The following is a 20,430-nucleotide window of genomic DNA, read 5'->3' as shown; positions in this document are numbered from 1 at the left end:
CCGTCCCGGAAACACCCCTGGAGTAGTACCCCCATGCCCCACACCCCCCACGTCTACGACTACGTCGTCATCGGCGGCGGCACCGCGGGCTCCGTCATCGCCTCCCGCCTCACCGAGAACCCCGACGTCACCGTCGCCGTCATCGAGGGCGGTCCGAGCGACGTCGGCCGCGACGACGTCCTCACCCTGCGCCGCTGGATGGGCCTGCTCGGCGGCGAACTCGACTACGACTACCCGACGGTGGAGCAGCCGCGCGGCAACTCCCACATCCGGCACAGCCGCGCCCGCGTCCTCGGCGGCTGCTCCTCGCACAACACCCTCATCTCCTTCAAGCCGCTGCCCTCCGACTGGGACGAGTGGGAGGAGGCCGGCGCCAAGGGCTGGGGCGCCGTGCCCATGGAGGCCTACTTCGCCCGCCTGAAGAACAACATCGTCTCCGTCGACGAGAAGGACCGGAACGCCATCGCCCGCGACTTCGTCGACGCCGCCCAGTCGGCACTCGGGGTACCCCGCGTCGAGGGCTTCAACCGCAAGCCGTTCACCGAGGGCGTGGGCTTCTTCGACCTCGCCTACCACCCCGAGAACAACAAGCGGTCCTCGGCGTCGGTGGCGTACCTGCACCCGGTGATGGACGAACGGCCCAACCTGACGATCCTGCTGGAGACCTGGGCGCACAGGCTGGAGCTGAACGGCACCCGCGCCGAGGGCGTCCACGTGCGCACCAAGGACGGCGAGGAACTGCTGATCCGCGCCCGCGGCGAGGTCGTGCTGTGCGCGGGCGCCGTCGACTCCCCGCGCCTGCTGCTGCACTCGGGCATCGGCCCGCGCGAGGACCTGGAGGCCCTCGGCATCCCCGTCGTGCACGACCTGCCCGGCGTCGGCGAGAACCTGCTCGACCACCCCGAGTCGGTCATCGTCTGGGAGACGAACGGCCCGATCCCGGAGAACTCCGCGATGGACTCCGACGCGGGCCTGTTCGTGCGCCGCGACCCCGAGAACCCGGGCCCGGACCTGATGTTCCACTTCTACCAGATCCCGTTCACGGACAACCCGGAGCGACTGGGCTACGAGCGGCCGGAGTTCGGGGTGTCCATGACCCCGAACATCCCCAAGCCGAAGAGCCGCGGCCGGCTGTACCTGACCAGCGCCGACCCGTCCGTGAAGCCCGCCCTGGACTTCCGGTACTTCACCGACGAGGACGACTACGACGGGCAGACCCTCGTCGACGGCATCCGTATCGCGCGTGAGATCGCCAAGGCCGAGCCGCTCGCGAGCTGGCTCAAGCGCGAGGTGTGCCCCGGCCCCGAGATCCTCGGCGACGCCGAGCTGAGCGAGTACGCCCGCAAGGCCGCGCACACCGTCTACCACCCGGCCGGCACCTGCAAGATGGGCGCCACGGACGACGAACTCGCCGTGGTCGACCCCGAGTTGAAGATCCGCGGTCTCGACGGCATCCGCATCGCCGACGCGTCCGTGTTCCCGACCATGCCCGCCGTGAACCCGATGATCGGGGTGCTCATGGTCGGGGAGAAGGCCGTCGACCTGATCGGAGGTGACGCCTGATGGCGCTCACTGTTCCCACCCGCAAGCCGCCCACCACGACCGAGCCCGTCTTCTCCGTGTCCGGCCTGTGGAAGGTCTTCGGCCCCAAGCCGGAGCGGATCCCCGCCGACCCGGAGCTCAGCACGCTCGACCCGGCCGACCTGCGCGCCCGCACGGGCTGTACGGCGGCCGTCCGGGACGTCTCCTTCGACGTCCGCAAGGGCGAGGTCTTCGTGGTCATGGGCCTGTCCGGCTCCGGCAAGTCCACTCTCGTCCGCTGCCTGACCCGGCTCATCGAACCCACCGCCGGCACCATCGCCATCGACGGCGAGGACGTCCGCGCGATGGACAAGTCGCGCCTGCGTGAACTGCGCCGGCACCGGGCCGCCATGGTCTTCCAGCACTTCGGACTGCTCCCGCACCGCACGGTCCTCGACAACGTGGCCTACGGATTGGAGATCCAGGGCGTCGGCAGGTCCGAGCGGCGCGAGCGGGCCGCCGAGGTCGTCGCCAAGGTCGGCCTCGAAGGCATGGAACAGCGCCGCCCCGGCCAGCTGTCCGGCGGCCAGCGCCAGCGGGTGGGTCTGGCCCGTGCCCTGGCCGTGGACCCCGAGGTCCTGCTCTTCGACGAACCGTTCAGCGCCCTCGACCCGCTCATCCGGCGCGACATGCAGGACGAGGTGGCCCGCCTGCACCGCGAGGAGGGCCGCACGATGGTCTTCATCACCCACGACCTCACCGAGGCCCTGAAGCTCGGCGACCGCATCGCCCTGATGCGCGACGGCCGGGTGGTCCAGCTCGGCACCCCCGAGGAGATCGTCGGCTCCCCGGCCGACGACTACGTCCGCGAGTTCGTCCGGGACGTCCCGCGCGAGCAGGTGATGACCTGCCGCACGGCCATGCGCCCCGCGTCCGCCGAGGACACGGCGAACGGCCCGGCGGTCCGCCCGGAGGCCACGGTCGCCGAGGCGATCGAGGCCGTGGCGCGGGCAGGCGAACCGGCCCGGGTCATGGATGAGGGCAAGTGCCTGGGCATCGTGGACCATGAGCAGCTCCTGGACGTGGTGGCCGGCGTCACCACCCTGGCCGCCGGCGACACCGCCGTGGCCGAGGGCGCTCGTGCCGCCGGTGCGGCACCCGTCCCGCAGGCAGCGGCACCCGGCGAGCACGGGCAGGCGGCCCCGCCCGCCCCGCGCACCAGCCCGGACGGCCCCCGCACCACCCCGGAGGCCGTCTGATGGCCACGCTCACCGTCCCGGCCTCCCGTACCGGCAAACCCCGCATCCTGAAGAGCCGAGCCGCGGGCAAACTCCTCCTGCTCGCCCTCTTCGCCGCGGTCCTCGCCCCCTGGGCCGCCACCCACTGGCCCGGCGCCGGCTGGCCCCGCGAACTGACCGTCAGCCTCGACAAACCCCTCGCGACGGCCAGCAACTGGGTCATCGACAACCGGGACAGCCACCCCCTGTTCCTGTACTTCTTCGGCTACATCAGCAACGCGGTCGTACTCTCCGTACGAGCCGTCTACCTCGCCCTGCTCGCCGCGGGCTGGACCGGCGTCACCGTCCTCGGCGCCCTGGTCGCCTGGCGCGTCGCCGGCGTCCGCCTGGCGGCCGGTACGGCCATCGCCTTCCTCGCCTGCGGCGCCCTCGGCATGTGGGTCCCGACCATGCAGACGCTCGCGCTGATGGTCGTGGCGGTCCTCGCCTCGGTGATCGTCGGCGCGCTGCTCGGCCTCGCCGCGGGTCTCTCCGACCGGCTCGACCGCGCCCTGCGCCCGGTCCTGGACACCATGCAGGTGCTCCCGGCCTTCGCCTACCTCCTCCCCGTCGTCCTGGTCTTCGGCATCGGCGTCCCCGCGGCCGTCCTCGCCACCGTCGTGTACGCGGCCCCGCCGATGGCCCGCCTCACCGCGCTCGGCCTGCGCGGCGCCGACCCCGAGGTCCTGGAGGCCGTGGAGTCGCTCGGCGCGACCCGCCGCCAGCGGCTGCTGACCGCCCGGATCCCGCTGGCCCGCGGGGAACTGCTGCTCGGCCTCAACCAGACGATCATGATGGCGCTGTCCATGGCCGTCATCGCCGCGGTCATCGGCGCGGGCGGCCTCGGCGACCGCGTCTACCAGGCGCTCGCCTCGGTCGACGTGGGCCAGGCCCTCGCCGCCGGTATCCCGATCGTGCTGCTGGCGATCGTGCTGGACCGGGTGACCGCGGCGGCGGGCGACGGCACCACGCGCCCGAAGACCATCGGCTGGGCGTACGCCCTCGCCGTCACCGTGGCCGTCGCCCTGGCCACCCGTCTCCTCGGCAGCCTCGACTGGCCCACCGGCTGGACCCTGAACATCGCCGAACCGGTCGACCACGCCGTCGACTGGATGACCAACCACCTCTACTCCGGCGTCCCGGTCGTCGGCGGTACGGCCGACTGGGCGGGCCACTTCACCACCTGGATCCTGGACCCCGTCCGCGGCGGCCTGCAGTGGCTGCCCTGGTGGTCGGTGCTGCTGATCGTCGCCGCCCTGGCCTGGTCGATCGGCACCTGGCGCACCGCCCTGACCGCCGTGCTCGCGATGGCCGCGATCGGTGTGCTCGGGGTGTGGGGGCCGGCCCTCGACACGCTCTCCCAGGTGCTCGCGGCCGTCGCCGTCACCCTGGTCCTAGGGTTCGCGACCGGTGTCGCCGCCGCCCGCAGCGACCGCGTCGACCGCGCCCTGCGACCGGTCCTGGACGTCTTCCAGACCATGCCGCAGTTCGTGTACCTGATCCCGGTCGTCGCCCTGTTCGGCGTCGGCCGTGCCCCCGCTGTCGCCGCCGCCGTCGTCTACGCGCTCCCGGCCGTCGTCCGGATCACCGCGCAGGGCCTGCGCCAGGTCGACCCGGCCGCGCTGGAGTCGGCGCGCTCGCTCGGCGCGACCGGCCGCCAGCAGCTGTGGCAGATCCAGCTCCCGCTCGCCAGGCGGTCGCTGCTGCTCGCCCTCAACCAGGGCGTGGTCCTGGTCCTCGCCGTCGTCATCATCGGCGGCCTGGTCGGCGGCGGCGCCCTCGGCTACAACGTGGCCTTCGGTCTCGCCCAGGGCGACCTCGCGACCGGTCTGGTGGCCGGTGCCGCGATCGTCTGCCTGGGCCTGATGCTGGACCGGGTGACGCAGCCGACCGAGCGACGCGCGACGAAGGGAGCCTGACATGCGCGTACGTACGACACTCGCGGTGGGCTCGCTGCTGTTGCTGTCGGTGACCGGCTGCGGCGCCGCCGACATGACCAAGCAGGCCTCGCCCTTCGCGAACGCCCGGGGCGCGAAGTCCGTGACCCTGTCCGTGCAGTCCTGGGTGGGTGCCCAGTCCAACGTGGCCGTCGCCCAGTACCTGCTGGAACACAAGCTCGGCTACCGCGTGGACACCGTCCAGGTCGACGAGGTGCCCGCCTGGGACGCGCTCAGCCAGGGCCGGGTCGACGCCATCATGGAGGACTGGGGCCACCCGGACCAGGAGAAGCGGTACGTCGAGGACAAGAAGACCATCGCCCGCGGCGGCGACCTCGGAGTGACCGGCCACATCGGCTGGTACGTCCCGACCTATCTGGTCAAGCAGCACCCGGACATCACGAACTGGAAGAACCTCAACAAGTACGCCTCCCTCTTCCGCACCGCGGAGAGCGGCGGCAAGGGCCAGCTGATGGACGGCTCCCCGTCGTACGTCACCAACGACAAGGCCCTGGTGAAGAACCTGAAGCTGGACTACCAGGTCGTCTTCGCCGGCTCCGAGGCCGCCCAGATCACCCAGATGAAACAGTTCGCCAAGGAGAAGAAGCCCTTCCTGACCTACTGGTACGCCCCCCAGTGGCTGTTCAAGAAGGTCCCCCTGACGGAGGTGAAGCTGCCGCCGTACAAGGACGGCTGCGACGCGGACGCGGCGAAGGTCGCCTGCGCCTACCCGCACACCCCGCTGCAGAAGTACCTCAACGCGGACTTCGCCAGGTCCGGCGGCAAGGCGGCGGCCTTCCTGAAGAAGTTCAGGTGGACGACCGAGGACCAGAACGAGGTCGCCCTGTTGATCGCCGACCAGAAGCTGTCGCCCCAGGACGCGGCGAAGAAGTGGGTGGACAGCCACCCCGACGTGTGGAAGCAGTGGCTGCCCTCCTGACCGCCCTCGTCACCGCAGGGCGCCCGCGATGTCCTGGACCGCCGCGGTGGCCCTCCGCTGGAGGACCGGCCCGAACGTGACGCGGGTGGCCCCGAGTTCGCCGAGTTCGGCGGGCGAGGGGCCGCCCGCGTCCAGGCCGGCCAGCGCGTTCAGCGGGCCCTGGATCCCGGCCCGCAGCAGCGGCAGTACGGCCACGGGGGCAAGGATCGGATAGACGCAGTCCGCGCCCGCCGCCCCGTACAACGCGGCCCGCTCGATGACCCGTTCGGGATCCTTGTCCCCGTGGACGAAGGTGTCGACGCGGGCGTTGACGAACAGCTGGTCCCCGGCGGCCGAGCGCACCCCGGCGAGGAACTCCGCCTGCTCGTGCGGGTCCTTGAGGACACCGTCCACGGAGTCCTCGAGGTTGCAGCCGACGGCGCCCGCCTCCAGCAGCCGCTCCACCAGTTCCCCGGGCGCGAGCCCGTACCCGCTCTCGACGTCCGCCGACACCGGCACGTCCACGGCCCGCGAGATCCGGGCGACCGCGGCGAACATCCCGTCGGCCGGGGTCCGCCCGTCCTCGTACCCGAGCGAGGCGGCCACTCCCGCGCTCGGTGTGGCCAGAGCGGGGAACCCGGCCGCGACGAACGCCCGCGCGCTGGCCGCGTCCCACGGCCCCGGCAGGGTCAGCGGGTCGCCCTGCGGGCGGTTGAGGTGCAGGGCGCGGAACGTGTTCACCTTGCTCACGGCTGGTAACCCCCTGGCGGAGTGCGTCGGCCGACCATGATGCGGTTCCAGCCGTTGATGACGGTGATCAGAGCGATCAGATGGGCGAGCCCGGACTCGTCGAAGTGCTCGGCGGCACGCTCGTAGACCTCGTCGGGCACGAAGCCCTCGGTCAGCACGGTGACCGCCTCGGTCAGCGCCAGCGCGGCCCGCTCCCGCTCGCTGTAGAGGCCCTCGGCCTCCTCCCAGGCGTTCAGCAACTGGACGCGGTCCTCGGACTCCCCGTTCTTCCGGGCCACCCGCAGGTGCATGTCGAGGCAGAAGGCGCAGTGGTTGAGCTGCGAGGCGCGGATCATCACCAGTTCGGCGAGGGCCGGATCACCGAGCCCCTGCTTCGCGGCGGCGGAGAGCGCGGACATCGCCCGGCCGACCTCCGGATCCAGCAGCTGGGTACGGCTGGTACCGCTCACCGGTGCTGCCCCGGCTGGTAGTGGCCCGGGGTCATCCGGGTGGTCACTCCGAACCGGTTCCAGGTGTTGATCACCGCGATCGCGGCGATCAGCTGCGCGAGCTCGGCCTCCTCGAACTGCTCGGCGGCCCTCGCGTACACCTCGTCCGGCACGAAGCCGTCCGTCAGGACCGTGATCGCCTCGGTGAGCTCGATCGCCGCCAGCTCCTTCCCGGTGTAGAAGTGCCGCGACTCCTCCCACGCGCTGAGCTGCACGATCCGCTCCACGCTCTCACCGGCCGCGAGCGCGTCCTTGGTGTGCATGTCGAGGCAGAAGGCGCAGTGGTTGAGCTGCGAGGCGCGGATCTTCACCAGCTCGTACAGCTTGGGGTCCAGGCCCCGCTTGGCGGCGGTGTCCAGGCGGATCATCGCCTTGTAGACCTCGGGGGCGTGCTCGGCCCAGGCCAGCCGGGGGGCCTGCTCGCCGGCGTACTCGACGTTTTCCTGTGTGGTGCTCATGCGTCGACCCTAGGAGCGAGGCAGCCCAGGAGTATGGTCCATTTCCATGGCGAAACCTTGGGCCACTCTGGGCGTCGACCTGCACCTCGAACCGGCCGGCCCGGGCGGTCTGCGCCGGGGTCTGACCGACGCCCTGCGCGAGGCCGTCCGCACCGGCCGGCTGGCTCCCGGCACCCGGCTGCCCTCCTCCCGCGCCCTCGCCGCCGACCTCGGCATCGCCCGCAACACCGTCGCCGAGGCCTACGCGGACCTCGTGGCGGAGGGCTGGCTCACCGCCCGGCAGGGCTCGGGGACACGGGTGGCGGACCGGGCCGTCGTCCCACCGGCCCACTCGGCACCCCGGCGCCGGGAACCCGGCCGCCCCACCTACAACCTCATCCCCGGCACCCCGGACCTGGCCGCCTTCCCCCGCACGGAATGGCTCAAGGCCGCCCGCCGCGCCCTGACCACGGCCCCCTACCAGGCCCTCGGCTACGGCGACCCGCGCGGCCGCCCCGAACTGCGGCAAGCCCTCGCCGGCTATCTGGCCCGCGCCCGGGGCGTCCGCGCCCACCCCGACTCCGTCCTCGTCACCGCGGGCTTCTCGCACGCCCTGCGGCTGCTCGGCACGGTGCTGCGGGCGCGCGGGGTGCGCACGGTGGCGGTCGAGTCGTACGGCCTGGACGTGCACCGGAGCCTGCTGCGCGCCGCGGGCCTGACCACCCCCGCCCTCCCGTACGACCAACTGGGCACCGACACCGGCCCGCTGGCGGACGCCGGTGCGGTCCTGCTGACCCCCGCCCACCAGTTCCCCATGGGCATGCCCCTGCACCCCGACCGGCGCGCCGCCGTCGTGGACTGGGCGCGGCGCACCGGCGGGCTGATCCTGGAGGACGACTACGACGGCGAGTTCCGCTACGACCGCCAGCCCGTCGGCGCGCTGCAGGGTCTCGACCCCGACCGGGTGATCTACCTCGGCACCGCCAGCAAGTCACTGGCCCCCGGACTGCGCCTGGGCTGGATGGTGCTGCCACCGTCCCTGGCGGAGGAGGCGGTCTCGGCCAAGGGCCGCATCGACACCGTGGGGGCGCTCGAGCAGCTCACCCTCGCCGAGTTCCTCACCTGCGGCGCCTACGACCGCCACGTCCGCTCCTCCCGCCTGCGCTACCGGCGCCGCCGCGACGCCCTCGCCGCCGCCGTGACCGCCCGCGCGCCGGAGGTGACGGTCACCGGAATCGCCGCCGGCCTGCACGCGGTGCTGCGGTTGCCGGCGGGCACCGAACAGTCGGTGGTGCAGGCCGCGACCTGGCAGGGCCTGGCCCTGCACGGCCTCGCCCTCCACCGCCACGAGGAGGCCGTCACCGAACCGCTGGACGCCCTGGTCGTGGGGTACGCGACACCACCGGACAGCGCGTGGGCGGGGGCGCTGGAGGCGCTGTGCAGGGTGTTGCCGTAGGACACCGATGCGTGCCGTCCGGGGGAGGCGGTCTCAGGCTTCCTCGGCCACCACCGGCGCCTCCCCGAACCGCGCCAGCGCCAACGCCCCGACCACGGCCACCAGGAACCCCAGCACCGCCAGCCAGGCCAGTCCCTCCCTCGTGCGGTCGCCCAGCCACACCACGCCCACGGCCGCCGGACCGATGGTCTCGCCGATCACCAAGCCGGCGGTCGCGGTCGTCACGGAGCCCCGCTGGAGGGCCGACGTCAGCAGCATGAACGCCGCGCCGCCTCCGATCAGCAGCGCATAGGCCGCCGGGTTGGTCAGGAGAGCCGCCGGCGCCAGGCTGTCGATCAGCCGGACCGACACCTCCACCACCCCGAACCCGAAGCCGGCGCCCAGCCCGAGCACGAGCGCCCGGCTCGTGCCGGACAGCCGGCCGCCCGCGAACGCGAGCAGCAGCATGCAGACCGCGACCGCGAGCATCACGTACCGCAACATCTCCGAACCGTCCTGGCTCCCCTCCGGCCCGGACGCCAGCCCCAGCATCGCGAGGCCCGCGCACACCACGCCCACCGCGCCCCACTCCGTGCCGCTCAGCCGCACCCGCAGCAGGCGCGCCGCGACCACCGCGGTCACCGCCAGGCTCGACGCCAGGGCGGCGCCGACCGCGTAGATCGGCAGGGACCGCAGCGCCGCGATCTGGAACAGGAAGCCGAGCCCGTCCAGCGCCAGACCGGCCAGATACCGCCACTGCCTGAGCGCCCGCAGCAGCAGGGCCGCCTCGCCGCCGCCCCCGTCCGTGCCCGCCGCCCGCGCGGCCACCGCCTGCAACACCGTCGCGGTGCCGAAGCAGACCGCCGCGCCAAGGGCGCACACCATTCCAAAGACCACAAAGGGACTCTAGGAGACGGCTGATCCCACCACCCACTGTGGCCTGCGCTCTTACCGTTCTCTAGGCTGACGGCCGACACTCGGGCCACACCACACGGGGGAGACACGAACATGGCTGACACCCGGCGGCGGCTGCGCTCCGGCACGGTCGTACTCGGCGGCATGGGCCTGCTGGCCGCCGCCCTCACCGCCTGCTCCTCCGACCCGGACAAGCGCTGCGTCGACCGCGACAGCTACACCCTCGCCAAGGGCTACAAGGTCGTCTCCGACAAGAACTGCACGTCCGTCAAGTCCTCCGTGAACGGCGCCTGGTACTACGGCGGCAGGAAGAAGGGCTCCTGGGTGAGCGGCGGCTCCTTCACCAAGCCCCGCAAGGGCTCCGGCGGATCCTCCGGCGGCCACGGAGTCCACCGCGGCGGCTTCGGCGGCGGCCACCACAGCTCCGGCGGCTGACGGCACCGGGCCGTGGAACGCCGTACCACCACCCCCCGCCCCGGCTGGCAGCAGACCGTCGAGGCGCAGGGGCTCGTCTACCCCCTCACCCGCCACCCCGACGGCTCGCTGCGGCCCTACTGGGACGAGAGCGCCTATTACGTCTTCACCCTGGACGAGATCGAGGCGCTGGAGGAGACCGTCGGGGAACTGCACCGCATGTGCCTCGCGGCCGCCGAGCACATCGTGGCGAAGGACCGGCTCGCCGACCTCGGCATCACCGACCCGGCCGTGGCCGCCGCCGTCACCGAGGCCTGGCACCGCCGCGCCGAACTCCCCTCCGTCTACGGCCGGTTCGACCTCCGCTACGACGGCACCGGCCCGGCCAAGCTGCTGGAGTACAACGCCGACACCCCGACCTCACTGGTGGAGGCCGCCTCGCCCCAGTGGTTCTGGATGGAGGACCGCTTCCCCGGCGCCGACCAGTGGAACTCCCTGCACGAACGCCTCGTCGAGGCCTGGCGCGCACAGGCCGCGCTGCTGCCTCCCGGCAGCCCCCTGCACTTCGCGCACTCCTCGGCCGACGAACTCGGCGAGGACCTGATGACGGTCGCCTATCTGAAGGAGACCGCGGAACAGGCCGGCCTCGACACCGACTGGCTGTCCATGGAGGAGATCGGCTGGGACACCCTCTCCGGCCGCTTCGTCGACAACCAGCTCCGGTTCATCCGCGGCATCTTCAAGCTCTACCCCTGGGAATGGCTCACCACCGACGCCTTCGCCGGGCACGTCCTCGCCACCCTCGACAACGGCGGCGGCACGGGCAGCACCCTGTGGATCGAACCCGCCTGGAAGATGCTGCTCAGCAACAAGGCGCTGCTGGCCGTCCTGTGGGAGCTGTATCCCGGCCACCCCAACCTCCTCCCGGCCTACCTCGACGGCCCCCGCGAGCTGGCCTCCGCGCCCGGCTACGTCGCCAAGCCGCTGCTCGGCCGTGAGGGCGAGGGCGTCACCGTGCACCGGCCCGGCGGCGCCCCGGCCGTACCCCGCGACGAGCCCTGCTGCTACCAGCAGCTCGCCCCGCTCCCCGCCTTCGACGGCAACCACGTCGTCCTCGGCGCCTGGGTCGTCCGCAGCGAGCCGGCCGGCCTCGGCATCCGCGAGTCCTCCGGCCTGGTCACCGACGCGTACGCCCGCTTCCTGCCCCACGTGATCCTCTAGGGCCGCCCTGCCGGACCTCGGACGCCCAGCACCGCACTGAACTGCTCCAGCCCCCAGTCGAGGTCCTCCTCGCTGATCACCAGCGGCGGAGCGATCCGGACCGTGTGGCCGTGGGTGTCCTTCACCAGCACCCTGCGGTCCATCAGCCGCTCCGACACCTGACGGCCCGTACCGACCCCGGGCGCGACGTCCACACCCGCCCACAGCCCGCGCCCGCGCACCGCCGTCACCGTGCCCGTGGCCGGCAGCGCGGCCAGCGCCCGGTGCATCCGCTCGCCCAGCCGGGCCGCCCGTGCCTGGAACTCGCCCGTCCGCAGCATCGCGATCACCTCCAGCGCCACCGCGCAGGCCAGCGGATTCCCGCCGAACGTCGACCCGTGCTCGCCCGGCCGGAACACTCCGAGCACCTCCGCGCTCGACACCACCGCCGACACCGGCACGATCCCGCCGCCCAGCGCCTTGCCCAGCACGTACATGTCCGGCACCACCCCCTCGTGCTCGCACGCGAAGGTCCGCCCGGTCCGGCCGAGACCCGACTGGATCTCGTCGGCGACGAAGAGGACGTTCCGCTCGCGGGTCAGCTCCCGCACCGCCGCCAGATAGCCGGCCGGCGGCACGATCACCCCGTTCTCGCCCTGGATCGGCTCCAGCAGCACCGCGACGGTGTTCTCGGTCAGCGCCTCACGCATCGCCGTCAGATCGCCGTACGGCACGATCTGGAACCCCGGCGTGTACGGCCCGAAGTCCGCCCGGGCCTCCGGGTCGGTGGAGAAGCTGATGACCGTCGTCGTACGCCCGTGGAAGTTGCCGCCCGCGACCACGATCTTCGCCATCTCCGCGGGCACCCCCTTCACCCGGTACCCCCACTTGCGGGCGGTCTTCACCGCGCTCTCCACCGCCTCCACGCCGGTGTTCACCGGCAGCACCATCTCCATCCCGCACAGCTCGGCCAGCTCCGTGCAGAACGCGGCGAACCGGTCGTGCAGGAAGGCGCGGGACGTCAGCGTCACCCGGTCCAGCTGTGCCTTCGCCGCCTCGATCAGCCGCCGGTTGCCGTGCCCGAAGTTCAGCGCCGAGTAGCCGGCCAGCAGATCCAGATACCGCCGCCCCTCCACGTCCGTCATCCACGCCCCGTCCGCCGTGGCCACGACGACCGGCAGGGGGCGGTAGGTGGGCGCACAGTGCGCTTCGGCGGCGACGATGAGGTCTTCTGCAGCGGTCATGGCCTCTCCCGGAGACGACGACAACACGACGGTGACACGACAGTGACCTCCTTCCTACCGTCGCTCGCATGATGGACGCGGCATCCGCGCCGTCCGGCGCGCCCGGTAGGCTGACCAGCGGGCCGTGACTGGCGCGCTGGGATGGGACGGACCATCGGGGAGCGGCCCGAGTGTGATGTGTGCCGTGCGCCTGGGCCGAACGTGAACGCTGTACGCACGCCGTCCGGAGGTCCTCATGCCAGAGCAGCACCCCCTCTCCACCGAGTCCACCGCCTTCCGTGCCGCCCTCGACGTCATCCGTGCCGTCGAACCGCGGGTCGCCGACGCCATCGGCCAGGAGGTCCACGACCAGCGCGAGATGCTCAAGCTGATCGCCTCCGAGAACTACGCTTCCCCGGCCACCCTGCTGGCGATGGGCAACTGGTTCAGCGACAAGTACGCGGAGGGCACCGTCGGCCGCCGCTTCTACGCCGGCTGCCGCAACGTCGACACGGTGGAGGCGCTCGCCGCCGAGCACGCCCGCGAGCTCTTCGGCGCCCGTCACGCCTACGTCCAGCCGCACTCCGGCATCGACGCCAACCTCGTCGCCTTCTGGGCCGTACTCGCCGACCGGGTCGAGGCCCCGTTCCTGGAGAAGACCGGCGTCCGCCAGGTCAACGACCTCACCGAGGCCGACTGGGCCGAGTTGCGCCAGGCCTTCGGCAACCAGCGGATGCTCGGCATGTCCCTGGACGCCGGCGGCCACCTCACCCACGGCTTCCGCCCCAACATCAGCGGCAAGATGTTCGCGCAGCGCTCCTACGGCACCGACCCGGCGACGGGCCTTATCGACTACGACGCCCTGCGCGCCCAGGCCCGCGACTTCAAGCCGCTGATCATCGTGGCGGGCTACTCGGCGTACCCCCGTCTGGTGAACTTCCGGATCATGCGCGAGATCGCCGACGAGGTCGGCGCGACCCTCATGGTCGACATGGCGCACTTCGCCGGCCTGGTGGCGGGCAAGGTCCTGACCGGTGACTTCGACCCGGTCCCGCACGCCCAGATCGTGACGACCACCACCCACAAGTCCCTGCGCGGCCCGCGCGGCGGCATGGTCCTGTGCGACGACTCGCTCAGGGACCAGGTCGACCGCGGCTGCCCGATGGTCCTCGGCGGCCCGCTGCCGCACGTCATGGCCGCCAAGGCCGTCGCCCTCGCCGAGGCCCGGCAGCCCGCCTTCCAGGACTACGCCCAGCGCATCGTCGACAACTCCCGCGCCCTGGCCGAGGGCCTGATGCGGCGCGGCGCCACCCTGGTCACCGGCGGCACCGACAACCACCTCAACCTGATCGACGTCGCCACCTCCTACGGCCTCACCGGCCGCCAGGCGGAAGCGGCCCTCCTGGACTCGGGCATCGTCACCAACCGCAACGCCATCCCGGCCGACCCCAACGGTGCCTGGTACACCTCCGGCATCCGCATCGGCACCCCCGCGCTCACGACCCGCGGCCTCGGGACGGCGGAGATGGACGAGGTGGCGGGCCTGATCGACCGCGTCCTGACCACCACCGAGCCGGGCACCACCAAGTCCGGCGCCCCCTCCAAGGCGGCGCACGTCCTGGACGAGAAGGTCGCGCAGGAGATCGCCCAGCGGGCCACGGACCTGGTGGCGGGATTCCCGCTGTACCCGGAGATCGACCTGGGCTGAAGGACCCCGTAAGGGGCGCGGGGACCTGCGCGGGCAACCACACCCTGCCCGCAGCCCCCCGCGCCCCGGAACCACCCCCGCCTCTCGGCCAATGACACCCCAGGCCGATGAGAGAATGGGCGACATGGCCACTGCTGACCGACCCCGCGTGCTCTCCGGTATCCAGCCCACCGCCGGCTCGTTCCACCTCGGCAACTACCTCGGCGCCGTCCGCCAGTGGGTGGCCCTGCAGGAGTCCCACGACGCGTTCTACATGGTCGTCGACCTGCACGCGATCACGGTCCCGCAGGACCCGAAGGAGCTGCGCGCCAACACCCGCCTGGCCGCGGCGCAGCTGCTCGCGGCCGGTCTGGACCCGGACCGCTGCACCCTCTTCGTCCAGAGCCACGTCCCCGAGCACGCCCAGCTCGCCTGGATCATGAACTGCCTGACCGGCTTCGGCGAGGCCAGCCGCATGACCCAGTTCAAGGACAAGTCCGCCAAGCAGGGCGCCGACCGCGCCTCCGTCGGCCTGTTCACGTACCCGGTCCTCCAGGTCGCCGACATCCTGCTGTACCAGGCGAACGAGGTGCCGGTCGGCGAGGACCAGCGCCAGCACATCGAGCTGACCCGTGACCTGGCCGAGCGCTTCAACGGCCGCTTCGGCGAGACCTTCGTGATCCCGTCGCCGTACATTCTGAAGGAGACGGCGAAGATCTACGACCTGCAGGACCCGTCGATCAAGATGAGCAAGTCGGCGTCCACGCCGAAGGGCCTGATCAACCTGCTCGACGAGCCGAAGGCCACGGCCAAGAAGGTCAAGAGCGCCGTCACCGACACCGACACCGTGATCCGCTACGACGCGCAGGACAAGCCGGGCGTCAGCAACCTGCTCACCATCTACTCGACCCTCACCGGCACGTCGATCGCCGAGCTGGAGCGCGACTACGAGGGCAAGATGTACGGCGCCCTCAAGACCGATCTCGCCGAGATCATGGTCGAGTTCGTGACGCCGTTCCGCGAGCGCACCCAGCAGTACCTGGACGACTCCGAGACGCTCGACTCGATCCTCGCCAAGGGCGCGGAGAAGGCGCGCGCGGTCGCCGCGGAGACGCTCGCGCAGGCCTACGAGCGGGTGGGTTTCCTGCCGGCGAAGCACTGAGGCGTACGACCGCACACACGTCCGTGGACAGAGCGCTGCACATCACTTCTGCTGCGCCTGCCCACAGGACAGCCGTGGCCGTACAGTCGATAGCCGGACGACTGAGAACACAACAGGCGCGACGACAGGAGACGACGTGGGGACCGTAACGATCGGCGTGTCGATCGCGGTCCCGGAGCCCTACGGCAGCCTGCTCCAGGAGCGGCGCGCGGGCTTCGGCGACGCCGCGGCTCACGGCATCCCCACGCACATCACGCTGCTGCCGCCGACGGAGGTCGACGAGTCCGAGCTGCCGGCCGTCGAGGCGCACCTCACCGGGATCGCCGCGGCCGGCCGGCCGTTCCCGATGCGGCTCTCCGGCACCGGCACCTTCCGCCCCCTGTCCCCGGTGGTCTACATCCGCGTCGTCCAGGGCGCCGAGGACTGCACCTGGCTGCAGCAGCGGGTACGGGACACGTCCGGGCCGGTCGCGCGCGAGCTGCAGTTCCCGTACCACCCGCATGTCACCGTCGCGCACGGCATCGACGAGGCGGCGATGGACCGCGCGTTCGAGGAGCTGGCCGGGTTCGACGCGCAGTGGCCCTGCACGGGGTTCGCGCTGTACGAGCAGGGCGCGGACGGGGTCTGGCGCAAGCTGCGGGAGTACGCGTTCGGGGGAGCGGTCGTGCCACCGCAGGCCGGTGCGGTGCGTGGGGCGGGCCGCAGCGCGGTGTCGTAGCGCGCGCTACAACGGAAGTCGTCTGACCAGGGCCCTCGGCGTGTGCCGCAGCGCCGACATCACGAGCCGCAGGACGCCCGGCACCCACACCACCTCCGACCGTCTGCGCAGGCCCAGTTCGATCGCCGTGGCCACCGCCTCCGGGGTGGTCGTGAACGGCCCCTTTGCCCGGACGTACCCGGGTCGTACGACCATCACGTGCACGCCCGTGCCGTACAGGGCGTCGGCGAGGCCCTGGGTGAAGGTGTCGAGGCCGGCCTTGCTGGAGCCGTGGATGAAGTCGGCGCGGCGCGGCCGCTCGCCGGCGGCCGAGGACAGGACCACGAGGGAGCCGTGGCCCTGGTCCTGCAGGCCGCGGGCGGCGACCAGGCCCGCGCAGACGGCTCCGGTGTAGTTGGTCTGGGCGACCTGGACGGCGCGTACCGGATCGCGTTCGTCGAGGGCCTGGTCGCCCAGGATGCCGAAGGCGAGCAGCACCAGGTCGATGTCGCCCTCCGCGAAGACCTTGCCGAGGGCGGTCTCGTGGGACTCGGGGTCGAGGGCGTCGAAGGCGACGGTGCGCACCTCCGCGCCGAGCGCGCGCAGGCCCTCGGCGGCCTGTTCCAGGGCGGGTGAGGGGCGGCCCGCCAGCCACACCGTGCGGGCGCGGCGGGCGATCAGCCGGCGGGTGGTGGCCAGCGCGATCCCGGACGTGCCGCCGAGGACGAGCAGGGACTTGGGGAGGCCGGGGGCTTCCTGCACATCAGCTCCTGGGGGTCTAGAGGCCGAGCCGGCGGGCAAGGTCGGAGACGAACACCCCGCGCGGGTCCAGCCGGGTGCGCAGGGCACGGAAGTCGGCCACGCGCGGGTACATGGCGGTGAGCAGGCCGGGGCGCAGTCGCGTGTCCCCGGCGAGGCGGACGCGGCCGCCCGCCGCGGCGACCTCTTCGTCGAGCCCGCCGAGGAGGCCGGTGAGTCCGGGCAGCGCGGCCGGGACGTCCACGGCGAGGGCCCAGCCGGGCAGGGGGAAGGAGAGCCAGCCGGGGCCGGCGTCACCGAGGGGGTGGAGGGTGGCGTGCAGGGACGGGCAGCGGTGTGCGGTGAGACGCCGCACGATCCGGTGCAGGGTCTCCTCCTGGCCGCGGCCGACGGCGAACTCGTACCGCAGACAGCCGGCGTGGTTGTCCGCGGCGCCGAAGGCGGCGGACAGGGCCCGGAGTTGGCCGGTACGCGCGCGTGGCACCGCGAGGTGCCGGATCCCGGCCGGCAGGACCCCGGCGGCACGGCCGAGGAGACCGCCGGGGACCAGGGCGGCGGCGAGGGCGACGGCGGCGGGGAGGCGGCGGGGGCGGTGGGCCAGCGGGTGCCGCCACGCGCGCGTGCCCGCGCGGAGGCCGTCGAGCGGGGTGTGGTCGGCACGGGTGAGGACGGCGCGTCCGGTGGCCGTGCCCCGGGCCGCCAGGTCGATCCGGGCGGCGCGGTAGCGCGGGCGGTGGCAGCCGGCGGTCAGCCGGGCCATCAGGTCGTCCAGGTCGGTGGCGCGTTCGGTGGCGACCGTCAGGTACGCCGTCTGCACCGGCAGCAGCCGGACGGTGGCCGTGAGGATCACACCGGTCAGGCCCATGCCGCCGGCGGTCGCCTCGAACAGCTCGGTGCCCGGTGTGACCGCCTGGACCTCGCCGTCGGCGGTGAGCAGTTCCAGGGACAGGACATGGCGCGAGAAGGAACCGGAGACGAGGTGGCTGCCGCCGTGCAGGTCGGCGCCGATGGCCCCGCCGACGGTCACCGGGCCGCCGGCGGGGGCGACCGGCACGAACCAGCCGAGGGGGAGCAGGAGTTCGGCCAGCCGGTGCAGGGGGACGCCGGCGCCGCACAGGACGATGCCCTCGTCGGCGTCGACGACGTGCACGCGGTCGAGGCCGCTCGTGTCGAGGACGGCGCCGCCGGCGTTCCGCGCCGCGTCCCCGTGCGCCCGTCCCGGGCCGCCCCGGGCGACGACGCCGCGCGGCCCGCAGGCGCGGACGGCGGCCGCGGCCTCCTCGTACGTCCGCGGACGGATGACGGAAACCGTGTCTCCAGGCATGTCGGTGACCGTATCGCCCTTGTACGGGTAGTTAGTTACGGAACATTCGCCCGCTCCACACAATGGGGGATTAGTGGGATGTCATACGAGCGCGCCGGCAGGGGCAGGGACGGATCATGGACTGGCTGAAGAGACTCCCCGGCATCGGGCCGATCGTCACGCGCCTGACGGCCACGCACGCGTGGCGCTGCTACGAACGGCTGGACCGGGTGAAGTGGACGCGGCTGGCCGCCGCCATGACGTTCGTCAGCTTCGTCGCGCTGTTCCCGCTGCTGACCGTGGCCGCCGCGATCAGCGCCGCAACGCTCAGCCCGGCCCGCCAGCAGACCGTCCAGCACAAGATCGCCGAGCAGTTCCCCGGCGTCGTCTCCAGCCGGCTGGACCTCACCTCGCTCGTGGACAACGCGGGCACCGTCGGTGTCATCGCGGGCGCCGCGCTGCTGTTCACCGGCATCGGCTGGGTCGGGCAGGTGCGGGACTGTCTGCGGGCGGTGTGGGAGCTGCCGGACCAGCAGCAGAACCCGTTGGTGGCCAAGGGCAAGGATGCCGGCATCCTCATCGGCCTCGGCGGCGCCCTGCTCGTCACGCTCGCCGCGTCCACCCTCGCCTCGGCCGCCGTCGGCCTGCTCTCGCGTCACCTCGGACTGGCCGAGCAGGGCTGGGGCAGCGCGCTGCTGCGGGTCGCCGCGTTCGCCGTCGCCGTGTTCGCCGACTTCCTGGTCCTTCTCTACGTCCTGACCCTGCTGCCCGGGGTCGAGCCGCCGCGCCGCCGTCTGCTGGTGGCGGCCCTGCTCGGCGCGGTCGGATTCGAACTGCTGAAGCTGCTGCTCAGCGGCTATATCCAGGGGGTGGCCGCGAAGAGCATGTACGGGGCGTTCGGCGTGCCCGTGGCGCTGCTGCTGTGGATCAACTTCACCGCGAAACTCGTCCTGTTCTGCGCCTCCTGGACGGCGACGCCGAGCAAGGAGGCCGAAGGGGCCGAGGTCACGGACGCGACCGGCGGCGCATCAGGTCCGGCAGCGGCCACCGGCGATTGATCAGGAACGCCGCCCCCGCGAGCAGTGCCAGCACCCCGCCCGCGACGGCCGCCGCGGTGCCGACGCCGCCAGAGCCCGTGGTCGAACCGGCCACCGGCCTGGCACCGGACGCGCCGGTCCCCGCGGAGTGTCCGGCGGACGCGCCGGACCCGGACTGCGCGGGGCCCGGCACGGCACTCCTCGGCGGCACCAGTGCGCCCACCGGACGGACCTTGCCGGCCGCCTGGAAGCCCCAGTCGAGCAGCTTCGCGGCCTCCTTGTAGACCTCGTTGTGCTCGTGCTTCTGCGGGTTCATCACCGTGACCAGCAGCACCTTGCCGCCTCGCTCGGCGACGCCGGTGAAGGTGGCGCCCGCGTTGGTGGTGTTGCCGTTCTTCACGCCGGCGATGCCCTGGTAGACGGGCACGTCGGTGTCGCCGCTCAGCAGCCGGTTGGTGTTGCGGATCTCACCGGACTCGAAGGTGGCGCTGACCGTCGAGCAGTAGTCACGGAAGTCCTTCTTCTGCAGCCCGGACCGGGCGAACAGACTCAGGTCGTACGCCGACGACACCTGTCCCGGCTCGTCGTAGCCGTCCGGGGAGACCACGTGGGTGTCCCGGGCCTGGAGTTCGTCGGCGTGGTTCTGCATGTCCCTGACGGTCCGCGCGACGCCGTCGTTCATCGCGGACAGCACGTGCACGGCGTCGTTGCCCGAGCGCAGGAAGACGCCGAGCCACAGGTCGCGGACGGTGTAGGTGTGGCCCTCCTTTATCCCGACCACGCTGGAGCCGACACCCATGCCCGCGAGGTCGTCCGGCACCACCTTGTGCTCCATGGTCCTCGGGAACCTGGGCAGCAGGGTGTCCGCGAAGAGCATCTTCAGCGTGCTGGCCGGGGGCAGTCGCCAGTGCGCGTTGTGCGCGGCGAGCACCTCGCCCGACTCCGCGTCGGAGACGATCCAGGAGCGGGCGGTGACGTCCTTCGGCAGGACGGGGACGCCCGGGGCGAGGTTCACCTGCGTGCCGGGCTGCCCGAGCCGCTCCCCGCCCACGGTGGACATGTGGGCCGGGGGCGTCGCCGTCGGAGTCGTCGGCGGGGCCGGGGCGGCGAGGGCGGCGGGCGTGGTGACGGACAGGGACAGCAGGGCGGTGGAGGCGACCAGCAGGGAGCGCGGGCCGGTCTTCTTCAGAGCGAGCACGGTCGAGAACGTACCTTTTGTCGGCCATGAAGGCGCATGACCCATCTCACCCCCGGCACGGAACCGGACGG

General features: G+C 72.5%; 19 protein-coding genes and 1 riboswitch. Of the genes, 11 read left to right on the top strand and 8 right to left on the bottom strand.

All coding sequences use genetic code 11. The features are described 5' to 3' along the window. Nucleotides 1-33: 33 nt before the first annotated feature. Genes ACZ7HQ_RS36295 through ACZ7HQ_RS36280 form a run of 4 tightly spaced genes read left to right on the top strand, consistent with a single transcriptional unit; the run spans nt 34 to nt 5,675 of the window. Nucleotides 34-1,563 carry a GMC family oxidoreductase gene (locus tag ACZ7HQ_RS36295; RefSeq protein WP_470999340.1) on the top strand — a complete coding sequence of 510 codons (1,530 nt, stop codon included), beginning with the start codon at nt 34-36 and terminating at the stop codon, nt 1,561-1,563. Then, complete coding sequence (locus ACZ7HQ_RS36290) at nt 1,563-2,780, top strand: quaternary amine ABC transporter ATP-binding protein (RefSeq protein WP_470999338.1); 1,218 nt, start codon at nt 1,563-1,565, stop codon at nt 2,778-2,780. The genes ACZ7HQ_RS36295 and ACZ7HQ_RS36290 overlap by 1 nt, the downstream gene beginning before the upstream one ends. Further along, complete coding sequence (locus ACZ7HQ_RS36285) at nt 2,780-4,717, top strand: ABC transporter permease (RefSeq protein WP_470999336.1); 1,938 nt, start codon at nt 2,780-2,782, stop codon at nt 4,715-4,717. Before ACZ7HQ_RS36290 ends, ACZ7HQ_RS36285 begins: the two co-directional genes overlap by 1 nt. Before the next feature lies 1 nt (nt 4,718). Further along, the gene (locus ACZ7HQ_RS36280; protein ID WP_470999334.1) at nt 4,719-5,675 is read left to right on the top strand and encodes an ABC transporter substrate-binding protein; all 957 of its coding nucleotides are present in this window, start codon (nt 4,719-4,721) and stop codon (nt 5,673-5,675) included. A 9-nt stretch (nt 5,676-5,684) separates the two neighbouring features. Here the strand turns inward: ACZ7HQ_RS36280 and ACZ7HQ_RS36275 are convergent, their stop codons facing one another. Genes ACZ7HQ_RS36275 through ACZ7HQ_RS36265 form a run of 3 tightly spaced genes read right to left on the bottom strand, consistent with a single transcriptional unit; the run spans nt 5,685 to nt 7,350 of the window. Then, nucleotides 5,685-6,404: an isocitrate lyase/PEP mutase family protein gene (locus ACZ7HQ_RS36275; protein WP_470999332.1), complete on the bottom strand. Its 720-nt coding sequence runs from the start codon at nt 6,402-6,404 to the stop codon at nt 5,685-5,687. Continuing rightward, nucleotides 6,401-6,853: a carboxymuconolactone decarboxylase family protein gene (locus tag ACZ7HQ_RS36270; protein WP_470999330.1), complete on the bottom strand. Its 453-nt coding sequence runs from the start codon at nt 6,851-6,853 to the stop codon at nt 6,401-6,403. The genes ACZ7HQ_RS36275 and ACZ7HQ_RS36270 overlap by 4 nt, the downstream gene beginning before the upstream one ends. Beyond that, nucleotides 6,850-7,350, bottom strand: a complete 501-nt coding sequence (locus ACZ7HQ_RS36265) for a carboxymuconolactone decarboxylase family protein (protein ID WP_470999328.1) — start codon at nt 7,348-7,350, stop codon at nt 6,850-6,852. Before ACZ7HQ_RS36265 ends, ACZ7HQ_RS36270 begins: the two co-directional genes overlap by 4 nt. 46 nt (nt 7,351-7,396) lie before the next feature. On the opposite strand from ACZ7HQ_RS36265, the gene pdxR reads away from it, so the two are divergent. Continuing rightward, a complete protein-coding gene (gene pdxR / locus ACZ7HQ_RS36260; protein WP_470999326.1) occupies nt 7,397-8,785 on the top strand; it encodes a MocR-like pyridoxine biosynthesis transcription factor PdxR in 1,389 nt (462 codons plus the stop codon). Nucleotides 8,786-8,818: 33 nt separating this feature from the next. On the opposite strand, the gene ACZ7HQ_RS36255 is transcribed toward pdxR, so the two are convergent. Next, the gene (locus ACZ7HQ_RS36255) at nt 8,819-9,649 is read right to left on the bottom strand and encodes a DMT family transporter (protein WP_470999425.1); all 831 of its coding nucleotides are present in this window, start codon (nt 9,647-9,649) and stop codon (nt 8,819-8,821) included. Nucleotides 9,650-9,772: 123 nt separating this feature from the next. On the opposite strand from ACZ7HQ_RS36255, the gene ACZ7HQ_RS36250 reads away from it, so the two are divergent. Both ACZ7HQ_RS36250 and ACZ7HQ_RS36245 read left to right on the top strand, forming a co-directional pair. After that, the gene (locus ACZ7HQ_RS36250) at nt 9,773-10,114 is read left to right on the top strand and encodes a hypothetical protein (RefSeq protein ID WP_470999324.1); all 342 of its coding nucleotides are present in this window, start codon (nt 9,773-9,775) and stop codon (nt 10,112-10,114) included. Nucleotides 10,115-10,126: 12 nt separating this feature from the next. Beyond that, nucleotides 10,127-11,314, top strand: coding sequence for a glutathionylspermidine synthase family protein (locus ACZ7HQ_RS36245; RefSeq protein ID WP_470999322.1), 1,188 nt, complete (start codon nt 10,127-10,129; stop codon nt 11,312-11,314). On the opposite strand, the gene rocD is transcribed toward ACZ7HQ_RS36245, so the two are convergent. Then, complete coding sequence (rocD, locus tag ACZ7HQ_RS36240; RefSeq protein ID WP_470999320.1) at nt 11,311-12,537, bottom strand: ornithine--oxo-acid transaminase; 1,227 nt, start codon at nt 12,535-12,537, stop codon at nt 11,311-11,313. The two genes, ACZ7HQ_RS36245 and rocD, sit on opposite strands and share 4 nt — an antisense overlap. A gap of 114 nt (nt 12,538-12,651) precedes the next feature. Further along, nucleotides 12,652-12,740, top strand: a riboswitch (ZMP/ZTP riboswitch). Nucleotides 12,741-12,772: 32 nt separating this feature from the next. Here rocD and ACZ7HQ_RS36235 point away from each other — a divergent pair. From ACZ7HQ_RS36235 to ACZ7HQ_RS36225, 3 genes are all read left to right on the top strand, one after another. Then, nucleotides 12,773-14,224: a glycine hydroxymethyltransferase gene (locus ACZ7HQ_RS36235; RefSeq protein ID WP_470999318.1), complete on the top strand. Its 1,452-nt coding sequence runs from the start codon at nt 12,773-12,775 to the stop codon at nt 14,222-14,224. Nucleotides 14,225-14,348: 124 nt separating this feature from the next. After that, nucleotides 14,349-15,365: a tryptophan--tRNA ligase gene (gene trpS, locus ACZ7HQ_RS36230; protein ID WP_470999317.1), complete on the top strand. Its 1,017-nt coding sequence runs from the start codon at nt 14,349-14,351 to the stop codon at nt 15,363-15,365. 136 nt (nt 15,366-15,501) lie between these two features. After that, nucleotides 15,502-16,083 carry a 2'-5' RNA ligase family protein gene (locus ACZ7HQ_RS36225; RefSeq protein WP_470999315.1) on the top strand — a complete coding sequence of 194 codons (582 nt, stop codon included), beginning with the start codon at nt 15,502-15,504 and terminating at the stop codon, nt 16,081-16,083. 6 nt (nt 16,084-16,089) lie between these two features. Here ACZ7HQ_RS36225 and ACZ7HQ_RS36220 read toward each other — a convergent pair whose 3' ends face one another. Next, nucleotides 16,090-16,824 carry an SDR family NAD(P)-dependent oxidoreductase gene (locus ACZ7HQ_RS36220; protein ID WP_470999313.1) on the bottom strand — a complete coding sequence of 245 codons (735 nt, stop codon included), beginning with the start codon at nt 16,822-16,824 and terminating at the stop codon, nt 16,090-16,092. A 16-nt stretch (nt 16,825-16,840) separates the two neighbouring features. Next, complete coding sequence (locus ACZ7HQ_RS36215; protein WP_470999311.1) at nt 16,841-18,145, bottom strand: FAD-binding oxidoreductase; 1,305 nt, start codon at nt 18,143-18,145, stop codon at nt 16,841-16,843. A gap of 116 nt (nt 18,146-18,261) precedes the next feature. On the opposite strand from ACZ7HQ_RS36215, the gene ACZ7HQ_RS36210 reads away from it, so the two are divergent. Further along, nucleotides 18,262-19,182 carry a YihY/virulence factor BrkB family protein gene (locus ACZ7HQ_RS36210; RefSeq protein WP_470999309.1) on the top strand — a complete coding sequence of 307 codons (921 nt, stop codon included), beginning with the start codon at nt 18,262-18,264 and terminating at the stop codon, nt 19,180-19,182. Here the strand turns inward: ACZ7HQ_RS36210 and ACZ7HQ_RS36205 are convergent. After that, nucleotides 19,130-20,359 (bottom strand): D-alanyl-D-alanine carboxypeptidase family protein, encoded by a 1,230-nt coding sequence (locus tag ACZ7HQ_RS36205; protein ID WP_470999307.1) that lies wholly within the window; start codon nt 20,357-20,359, stop codon nt 19,130-19,132. The two genes, ACZ7HQ_RS36210 and ACZ7HQ_RS36205, sit on opposite strands and share 53 nt — an antisense overlap. Between the last annotated feature and the right edge of the window lie 71 nt (nt 20,360-20,430).

The organism is Streptomyces sp. NPDC037290 (genome assembly GCF_055603245.1).
Note: the sequence above shows the minus strand (reverse complement) of the source record. Positions and strands in the feature narration are given on the sequence as shown.

What these genes read in the sequence shown, in the direction of transcription:
- ACZ7HQ_RS36295 (WP_470999340.1), top strand. Translation starts at nt 34, where the DNA reads ATGCCCCACACCCCCCACGTCTACGACTACGTCGTCATCGGCGGCGGC.
- ACZ7HQ_RS36290 (WP_470999338.1), top strand. Translation starts at nt 1,563, where the DNA reads ATGGCGCTCACTGTTCCCACCCGCAAGCCGCCCACCACGACCGAGCCC.
- ACZ7HQ_RS36285 (WP_470999336.1), top strand. Translation starts at nt 2,780, where the DNA reads ATGGCCACGCTCACCGTCCCGGCCTCCCGTACCGGCAAACCCCGCATC.
- ACZ7HQ_RS36280 (WP_470999334.1), top strand. Translation starts at nt 4,719, where the DNA reads ATGCGCGTACGTACGACACTCGCGGTGGGCTCGCTGCTGTTGCTGTCG.
- ACZ7HQ_RS36265 (WP_470999328.1), bottom strand. Translation starts at nt 7,350, where the DNA reads ATGAGCACCACACAGGAAAACGTCGAGTACGCCGGCGAGCAGGCCCCC.
- pdxR (WP_470999326.1), top strand. Translation starts at nt 7,397, where the DNA reads ATGGCGAAACCTTGGGCCACTCTGGGCGTCGACCTGCACCTCGAACCG.
- ACZ7HQ_RS36255 (WP_470999425.1), bottom strand. Translation starts at nt 9,649, where the DNA reads ATGGTGTGCGCCCTTGGCGCGGCGGTCTGCTTCGGCACCGCGACGGTG.
- ACZ7HQ_RS36250 (WP_470999324.1), top strand. Translation starts at nt 9,773, where the DNA reads ATGGCTGACACCCGGCGGCGGCTGCGCTCCGGCACGGTCGTACTCGGC.
- rocD (WP_470999320.1), bottom strand. Translation starts at nt 12,537, where the DNA reads ATGACCGCTGCAGAAGACCTCATCGTCGCCGCCGAAGCGCACTGTGCG.
- ACZ7HQ_RS36235 (WP_470999318.1), top strand. Translation starts at nt 12,773, where the DNA reads ATGCCAGAGCAGCACCCCCTCTCCACCGAGTCCACCGCCTTCCGTGCC.
- trpS (WP_470999317.1), top strand. Translation starts at nt 14,349, where the DNA reads ATGGCCACTGCTGACCGACCCCGCGTGCTCTCCGGTATCCAGCCCACC.
- ACZ7HQ_RS36215 (WP_470999311.1), bottom strand. Translation starts at nt 18,145, where the DNA reads ATGCCTGGAGACACGGTTTCCGTCATCCGTCCGCGGACGTACGAGGAG.
- ACZ7HQ_RS36210 (WP_470999309.1), top strand. Translation starts at nt 18,262, where the DNA reads ATGGACTGGCTGAAGAGACTCCCCGGCATCGGGCCGATCGTCACGCGC.